Source organism: Mycobacterium sp. E2462, from assembly GCF_001672685.1.
In the GTDB taxonomy this organism is placed as follows: domain Bacteria; phylum Actinomycetota; class Actinomycetes; order Mycobacteriales; family Mycobacteriaceae; genus Mycobacterium.
Map to the genome: position 1 here is coordinate 1 of NZ_LZKC01000114.1, position 6,685 is coordinate 6,685.

Here is a 6,685-nt window from a genome sequence, read left to right on the forward strand (position 1 = left end):
GAGCTGTACTTCGAGAACTGTCGGATCCCGGGGGATCGGATCATCGGGGAGCCCGGCGGGGTTGTTTCCGGCACGGCCATCATGGTGTCATGACGTGTCCCGATCGTGACTCGGCACCGTAGGCGTGTTGACCGGCGGTGACGCCGAATTGTTATGTACGATTTTGCGTCGCTTTTGTGTGCGTCCGTACACTCTCCACTTGTGTCCTTCACCGAAGCCACAATCGCGCGCATGCCGGGGGCGCTTCAGCCCTATTTGCTGCGCCACCACGAACTGATCAAATTCGCCATCGTCGGCGGTACCACGTTCGTCATCGACTCGGTGATTTTCTACACGTTGAAGCTGACAATTCTGGACGCCAAACCGGTGACGGCGAAGGTCATCGCCGGGATCGTCGCGGTCATCGCGTCCTACGTGTTGAACCGGGAGTGGAGCTTCCGCGACCGCGGCGGCCGCGAGCGCCACCACGAGGCGCTGCTGTTCTTCGCGTTCAGCGGCGTGGGCGTGCTGCTGTCCATGGCCCCGCTGTGGTTCTCCAGCTACGTCTTGCAGCTGCGCGAGCCGATGGTGTCGCTGGCCGTGGAGAACGTCGCCGACTTCATCGCGGCCTACCTCATCGGCAACCTGCTGCAGATGGCGTTCCGGTTCTGGGCCTTCCGGCGCTGGGTGTTCCCCGACCAGTTCGCGCGCAGCCCCGACAAGGCGATCGAGTCGGCCCTGACCGCCGGCGGCATCGCCGAGATGCTCGAGGACGAGATCGAAGGCGGCAACGTCACGATGCTGCGCTCCTGGCGCAACCGGGCCGGCCGGTCCGGTCAGCTGGGCGATTCCTCGGACCCCAGGGTGTCGAAGACTTCGTGATAAAGCAGCGCGTGCACGTCGCGCAGCCGCGGAATGTCGTGGAACTCCAACGGGTCCTGTGACGCCGACTCGATGATCAGCGTCCCGGTGCGGAACATCCGCTCGGTGAGCCGGTCGCGGAATTCGACACTGTTGACCCGCGCCAGCGGGATGTCGATCCCGGTGCGGGTGAGCACCCCGTGGCGGAACATCACCCGACGGTTGGTCACCACGAAATGGGTGGTCAGCCAGCCCACGAACGGCCCCAGCGTGAGCCAGCCGACGACCAGGAGCCAGACCCCCCAGATCACGCCGTAGATGACGTTCTTGGCGAGTTGCTCGAAGTGCGTCGAGTTCAGGTAGCCGGAGCCGAACGCCGCGAGCGCCGTGACGCCGAGCAGCACCACGACCGGCCAGATCAACCGCTTCCAATGGGGGTGTCGGTGCACAATTACGTGCTCGCCCGCGGCCAGGACATTGTCGGGATAACCCATGCCGCGACATTAGCTGTGCGGCCCTTCCGATCACTAGCGATAACTACCGCAAATGCACCACGTCGCCGGCCGAAACCACGACGTTTCCATTGCCCGATTCCAGGCACAGCCTGCCCTGGTCGTCGATGCCGGTCGCGGTGCCGACGAGCTCCTTGCCGCCGGGCAGGTGCGCCCGGACCCGGGCCCCGACGGTGAGGCTGCGCGCGCGGTAATCGGCCGCCAGCGCCCAGTCGGCGCCCCGCGCGCCGCGCCAGGCCACGATGCGCCGCCCGAGTTCGCGTAGCACCGCCGCCACCAGGCGGCCGCGGTCGGGCGCCGCGACGCCCTGGTCGACCAGCGACGTCGCGCCCTCGACGCCGGCGGGCGCCTCGAACACGTTGAGGCCCACGCCGATCACCACGACGGGCCGGCTGACCTCGGCGAGGATGCCGGCCAACTTGCGCCGGTCCGGCGCGGGGCCGGCCAGCACGTCATTCGGCCACTTGAGTCCCGCTTCGGCGCCCGCCCCGTCGAGCAGCGGGGACACCGCGTCCAGCACCGCCACCCCGGTGGCCAGCGGCAGCCAGCCCCAGCCGGTGGTCGGCACGTCGACCACGCTGACGCCCACCGACATGGTGATCTGGGTTCGCGGTCCGGCGGTCCAGCCGCGACCGTGCCGCCCGCGGCCGGCGGTCTGGTGCTCGGCGATCAGCACCGCCCCGGCGACGTCGGCCCCCGACGCCGCCCGCGCCATCAGGTCGGCGTTGGTCGATCCGGTCCGCTCGACGACGTCGAGGGAGCGCCACCCCAGGCCGGTGCCGATCAGCTCGCCGCGCAGCGCGGCCGCGTCCAGCGGGTCACGGGTCTGGTCTGCGTCCATCCCGCCCAGCCTAGGACTCAGCGCCGGTCGCGCATGTCCAGCGCAGCGAGGTGGCTGAACAGCATGCTGGTGCCGATCGGGTTGCCGCCGCCGGGGTACGCGGTGCCGCTGGGCGCGGCCATGGTGTTGCCGGCGGCGTAGAGGCCCGGGATCGGGACGCCGGAGGCGTCGAGCACCCGGGCGGCGGCGTCGGTGCGCAGGCCTCCCTTGGTGCCCAGGTCGGACAGGCCGAACGCGGCGGCGTGGTACGGCGGGCGGTCGAGCGGCACGAGCGGCGAGGCGCCGGCCGAGAAGGCACGGTCGAACGCCTCGTCGCCGCGGCCGAAGTCGCCGTCGACGCCGGCGGCGGCGAACGTGTTGAAGCGGGCGACCGTCGCGGCCAGCTGAGCGCCGGGGACGCCGATCTTGGCGGCGAGGCCCTCCAGGGTGTCCGCGGTGTGCCACAGGCCCGCGGCGACGTACTTCTCGGTCTCGACGACCGGGACGTTGGCCGCCTTCACCGGCGGCACCTCGCCCTCCTTGTCGTCGTAGACCATCCAATACGGCAACGTGAGCGACCCGTCGTGCAGCTGGGCGATGATCTCGCGGCCGGCCCGGTCGTAGGCGCGGGACTCGTTGACGAACCGGTTGCCGTCCTGGTTGACGAAGATGCCGCCGGTGAACCACAGCGCGAACGCCGACCGCCCGTCGGGATGGGTCATCCCGGGCGACCACCAGGCCTGGTCCAGCAGGTCGGTGTCGGCGCCGGCGGCGATGCCCGCCTGCAGCGCCAGGCCCCGGCTGCCGGGCCCGCCCATGGTGTCTCGCGCGACGCCCGGCACGCCGTACCGGCGGCGCAGCTCGTCGTTGGCCTCGAAGCCGCCGGCGGCCAGCAGCACGCCCCGGCGGGCGCGGACGGCGCGGCGTTCGCCGTGCGTCTCGACGACGGCGCCCGTGACGCGACCCTCGGACACCACCAGCTCGACCAGCGCGGTGTCGCGCCGCAGCGTCGCGGCCGGGTACTGGCCGAGGGCCTTGAGGAACCGCGCGATCAGCGCGCGGCCGCCGATGAAGTAGTCCGCCGGGGGCTCGGCGCCGAGCCGGTCGGTCTCGAGCGGGCCCCGGATGGCGTCGCGCAGTTCCGGCGCCGCGGCCACCTTCAACGGTTTCGCGGCGATGTGGCGCTGGCCGTCCAGGCGCGCCTTGGGCGCCTTGCCGTAATAGTCGGGCCACGGCAGCGGCACGAACTTGAGGTCCGGGTCCTGCTCCAGGTAGGCGATCAGCGGCGCGCCGCCGCGCACGAACGTCTCCTGCAGCTCGCGGGGGGTGCGGTCGCCGACGACGGCGTGGTAGTAGGTGAGCGCGTCCTCGATGGTGTCGTCGGTGCCGGCGCGCAGTAGCACCGGGTTGCAGGGAAACCAGACCCCGCCCCCGCCGGAGTAGGCGGTGGTGCCCCCGAACTTGTCCGTCGCCTCGACCAGCAGCACGTTGAGGCCCTCGCGCGCGGCGGTGTAGGCGCCGGTGACGCCGCCGCCGCCCGACCCGGCAACCAGCACGTCGCATTCGTGCGCCCAGTCGACCATCGCCACTCCCGCGCTGTACTGGATTCGTCGTCCGACGACGATACCGGCCACGGGCGCCCGCGCCGGAGCGCCGCTTCGCGAATCGCCGACGCTAATTAAGGGCTGCTTAAGGGAGACCGACGGGGCTGCCGATACGATCGCTGCCATGACGAGCGTTACGGACCACACTGCGGAACCCGCCGCCGAGCACACCATCGACATCCACACCACCGCGGGCAAGCTTGCCGAGCTGCACAAGCGCCGCGAGGAGTCCCTGCACCCGGTCGGCGAGGAGGCCGTCGAGAAGGTGCACGCCAAGGGCAAGCTGACTGCCCGCGAGCGCATCCTGGCCCTGCTTGACGAGGATTCGTTCGTCGAGCTGGACGCGCTGGCCCGCCACCGCAGCAAGAACTTCGGGCTGGAGCACAACCGCCCGCTGGGCGACGGTGTAATCACCGGCTACGGCACCATCGACGGCCGAGACGTGTGCATCTTCAGCCAGGACGCCACGGTGTTCGGCGGCAGCCTCGGCGAGGTGTACGGCGAGAAGATCGTCAAGGTCCAGGACCTGGCGATCAAGACGGGCCGCCCGCTGATCGGCATCAACGACGGCGCCGGCGCGCGCATCCAGGAGGGCGTCGTCTCCCTGGGCCTCTACAGCCGGATCTTCCGCAACAACATCATCGCCTCCGGCGTCATCCCGCAGATCTCGCTGATCATGGGCGCCGCCGCCGGCGGCCACGTCTACTCCCCCGCGCTGACCGACTTCGTGGTGATGGTCGACCAGACCAGCCAGATGTTCATCACCGGCCCGGACGTCATCAAGACCGTCACCGGCGAGGACGTCACCATGGAGGAGCTGGGCGGCGCCCACACCCACATGGCCAAGTCCGGCACCGCGCACTACGTCGCTTCCGGCGAGCAGGACGCCTTCGACTGGGTCCGCGACCTGCTCAGCTACCTGCCGCCCAACAACGCGACCGACGCGCCGCGCTACGCGGAGCCGATTCCCGCCGGCGCCATCGAGGAAAACCTCACCGAGGAGGACCTCGAGCTCGACACCCTGATCCCGGACTCGCCGAACCAGCCCTACGACATGCACGAGGTCATCACCCGGATCCTCGACGACGACGAGTTCCTGGAGATCCAGAACGGCTACGCCACCAACATCGTCGTCGGGTTCGGCCGCATCGACGGCCGGCCGGTCGGAATCGTCGCCAACCAGCCGACCCAGTTCGCCGGCTGCCTGGACATCAACGCCTCGGAGAAGGCCGCCCGGTTCGTGCGGACCTGCGACTGCTTCAACATTCCGATCATCATGCTGGTCGACGTCCCGGGCTTCCTGCCGGGCACCGGCCAGGAGTACAACGGCATCATCCGCCGCGGCGCCAAGCTGCTCTACGCCTACGGCGAGGCCACCGTCCCGAAGATCACCGTCATCACCCGCAAGGCCTACGGCGGCGCCTACTGCGTCATGGGCTCCAAGGACATGGGGTGTGACGTCAACATCGCCTGGCCCACCGCGCAGATCGCGGTGATGGGCGCCTCCGGCGCCGTCGGCTTCGTCTACCGCCAGCAGCTCAAAGAGGCCGCCAAGGAGGGCAAGGACGTCGACGCGCTGCGGCTGCAGCTGCAGCAGGAGTACGAGGACACGCTGGTCAACCCCTATGTCGCGGCCGAGCGCGGCTACGTCGACGCGGTGATTCCCCCGTCGCACACCCGCGGCTACATCGGCACGGCGCTGCGCCTGCTGGAGCGCAAGATCGCGCACCTGCCGCCCAAGAAGCACGGGAACATTCCCCTGTGAGTCGAACGAGCGGAGCGAACGCAGTGAGCGACGGGAGCCAGGCGAACGCAGTGAGCGACGGGAGCCAGGCGAACGCAGTGAGCGACGGGAGTGGGGCAAACCCAGTGAGCGACGGTAGCCAGGCGAACGCAGTGAGCCCTGTGAGCGCCGACGACGTGAGCGCCGACGTGACCCTCGGCGGCGCCGCGCCACACGAGCCGCACATCAAGGTCCTCAAGGGGCAGCCGACCGACGAGGAGCTGGCCGCGCTCGTCGCCGTGCTCGGCGGTGTCGGCGGCGGCGAGCCGGTGCTGCCACCGGCCGAGCGCAGCAAGTGGGGGTTGCCGATCGACCGGCTGCGCTTCGCGATGTCGAACTACCAGCGGCTCACCTTCCTACAGATGACGCACCTGAAGAAGTGACCCGCGTGGTGCTTGGGTCGGCCTCCTCAGGCCGGCTCAACGTGCTGCGCGGGGCCGGCGTCGAGCCGCTGGTCGCGGTGTCCGGCGTCGACGAGGACGCGCTGATCGCCGGCCTGGGCGCCGACGCGCCGCCCGCCGAGGTGGTCGGCGCGCTCGCCGGCGCCAAGGCCGACCGGGTGGCCGCCGGGCTGCAGCCCGGCGTCGCGGCGGACTGCGTGGTCATCGGCTGCGACTCGATGCTCGACCTCGACGGCCGGCTGTGCGGTAAACCCGCAACCGCCGACGCCGCGCTGCGGCAGTGGCGGCTGATGGCCGGCCGGTCCGGCCGGCTGCACACCGGCCACTGCCTGCTGCGCCTGCGCGACGGGGTGATCACCGACCGGCAGGCCGAATCCGCCGCCACGACCGTGCACTTCGCCCGGCCCGCGGGGCCGGATCTGCGGGCGTACGTCGACGCCGGCGAACCGTTGCGGGTCGCCGGCGGGTTCACGCTCGACGGCCTGGGCGGGTGGTTCGTCGACGGCATCGAGGGCGATCCCTCCAACGTCATCGGCCTGAGCCTGCCGTTGCTGCGCCGCCTGCTCGACCGCGTCGGGCTGTCGGTCGCCGCCCTCTGGGCGGCCAACGCCGTCGGCTGATTCCCGCACCCCTGGCGGTAGGCTCGGACCCGTGGCATTACCCCCTGACCCCAGGTGGGCCGACAGCCAGTCGGCGGTGACCAGCCTCTCGGGGTGGGCGTAGGC

The 6,685-nt window shown here is 70.7% G+C and carries 7 protein-coding genes and 1 pseudogene; 4 read left to right on the forward strand and 4 right to left on the reverse strand.

The features are described 5' to 3' along the window. Nucleotides 1–201 precede the first annotated feature (201 nt). A complete protein-coding gene (locus tag A5714_RS05510; protein ID WP_068283535.1) occupies nt 202–861 on the forward strand; it encodes a GtrA family protein in 660 nt (219 codons plus the stop codon). On the opposite strand, the gene A5714_RS05515 is transcribed toward A5714_RS05510, so the two are convergent. Genes A5714_RS05515 through A5714_RS05525 form a run of 3 tightly spaced genes read right to left on the reverse strand, consistent with a single transcriptional unit; the run spans nt 816 to nt 3,755 of the window. Continuing rightward, the gene (locus tag A5714_RS05515) at nt 816–1,334 is read right to left on the reverse strand and encodes a PH domain-containing protein (protein ID WP_068072659.1); all 519 of its coding nucleotides are present in this window, start codon (nt 1,332–1,334) and stop codon (nt 816–818) included. The genes A5714_RS05510 and A5714_RS05515 overlap by 46 nt on opposite strands. 43 nt (nt 1,335–1,377) lie before the next feature. After that, nucleotides 1,378–2,193, reverse strand: coding sequence for a biotin--[acetyl-CoA-carboxylase] ligase (locus A5714_RS05520; RefSeq protein ID WP_068283539.1), 816 nt, complete (start codon nt 2,191–2,193; stop codon nt 1,378–1,380). Nucleotides 2,194–2,210: 17 nt separating this feature from the next. Beyond that, a complete protein-coding gene (locus A5714_RS05525; RefSeq protein WP_068283548.1) occupies nt 2,211–3,755 on the reverse strand; it encodes an FAD-binding protein in 1,545 nt (514 codons plus the stop codon). 145 nt (nt 3,756–3,900) lie between these two features. Between A5714_RS05525 and A5714_RS05530 the strand changes: the two genes are divergently transcribed. The 3 genes from A5714_RS05530 (at nt 3,901) to A5714_RS05540 (ending at nt 6,580) form a co-directional block, all read left to right on the forward strand. After that, a complete protein-coding gene (locus A5714_RS05530; RefSeq protein WP_068283541.1) occupies nt 3,901–5,541 on the forward strand; it encodes an acyl-CoA carboxylase subunit beta in 1,641 nt (546 codons plus the stop codon). A 131-nt stretch (nt 5,542–5,672) separates the two neighbouring features. Further along, on the forward strand, nt 5,673–5,942 hold the full coding sequence (locus A5714_RS05535; protein ID WP_068072650.1) for an acyl-CoA carboxylase epsilon subunit: 270 nt from the start codon (nt 5,673–5,675) through the stop codon (nt 5,940–5,942). Continuing rightward, complete coding sequence (locus tag A5714_RS05540; protein WP_068283545.1) at nt 5,939–6,580, forward strand: nucleoside triphosphate pyrophosphatase; 642 nt, start codon at nt 5,939–5,941, stop codon at nt 6,578–6,580. The genes A5714_RS05535 and A5714_RS05540 overlap by 4 nt, the downstream gene beginning before the upstream one ends. A 33-nt stretch (nt 6,581–6,613) precedes the next feature. Here A5714_RS05540 and A5714_RS26975 read toward each other — a convergent pair. Continuing rightward, nucleotides 6,614–6,685 (reverse strand): annotated as a pseudogene (locus A5714_RS26975) (hypothetical protein); the annotation flags it as partial.

Coding starts and splice junctions, on each gene's coding strand:
- A5714_RS05515 (WP_068072659.1), bottom strand. CDS start 1,334: ATGGGTTATCCCGACAATGTCCTGGCCGCGGGCGAGCACGTAATTGTG.
- A5714_RS05520 (WP_068283539.1), bottom strand. CDS start 2,193: ATGGACGCAGACCAGACCCGTGACCCGCTGGACGCGGCCGCGCTGCGC.
- A5714_RS05525 (WP_068283548.1), bottom strand. CDS start 3,755: ATGGTCGACTGGGCGCACGAATGCGACGTGCTGGTTGCCGGGTCGGGC.
- A5714_RS05530 (WP_068283541.1), top strand. CDS start 3,901: ATGACGAGCGTTACGGACCACACTGCGGAACCCGCCGCCGAGCACACC.